At 59.4% G+C, this 271-nt stretch carries 1 protein-coding gene; it reads left to right on the plus strand.

The genetic code is table 11. From position 1 onward, the window contains the following. Positions 1-271: toxin TcdB middle/N-terminal domain-containing protein (locus SB749_RS19515; protein ID WP_410711765.1), on the plus strand; the 271-nt coding region annotated here is incomplete at both ends.

The raw sequence follows: 271 nt of genomic DNA on the forward strand, positions 1-271 counted from the left end.
GCCGTGCCTCTGGTCAGTGTGCAGGTTCAGACCGACGAGATCAGCGGTAACCAACTGACCCAGCGGTTCAGCTATCGCAAGGCCTTTTATGACGGCATCGAACGCGAGTTTCACGGCTTCGGCCTGCAACTGGCGAGCGATTGCGAAGCGCAAACCGAAGGAGCTCGCGATGAGGACTACACCGCGCCGGTCATGCGTAAAACCTGGTACTACGTCGGGGATCAATCGGAACCGCCCGGCGACGGTTATTTCACGGGAGGCAAAGACGCAG

The organism is Brevibacterium sp. SIMBA_078 (assembly GCF_046534565.1).
Classification (GTDB): Bacteria; Actinomycetota; Actinomycetes; order Actinomycetales; family Brevibacteriaceae; genus Brevibacterium.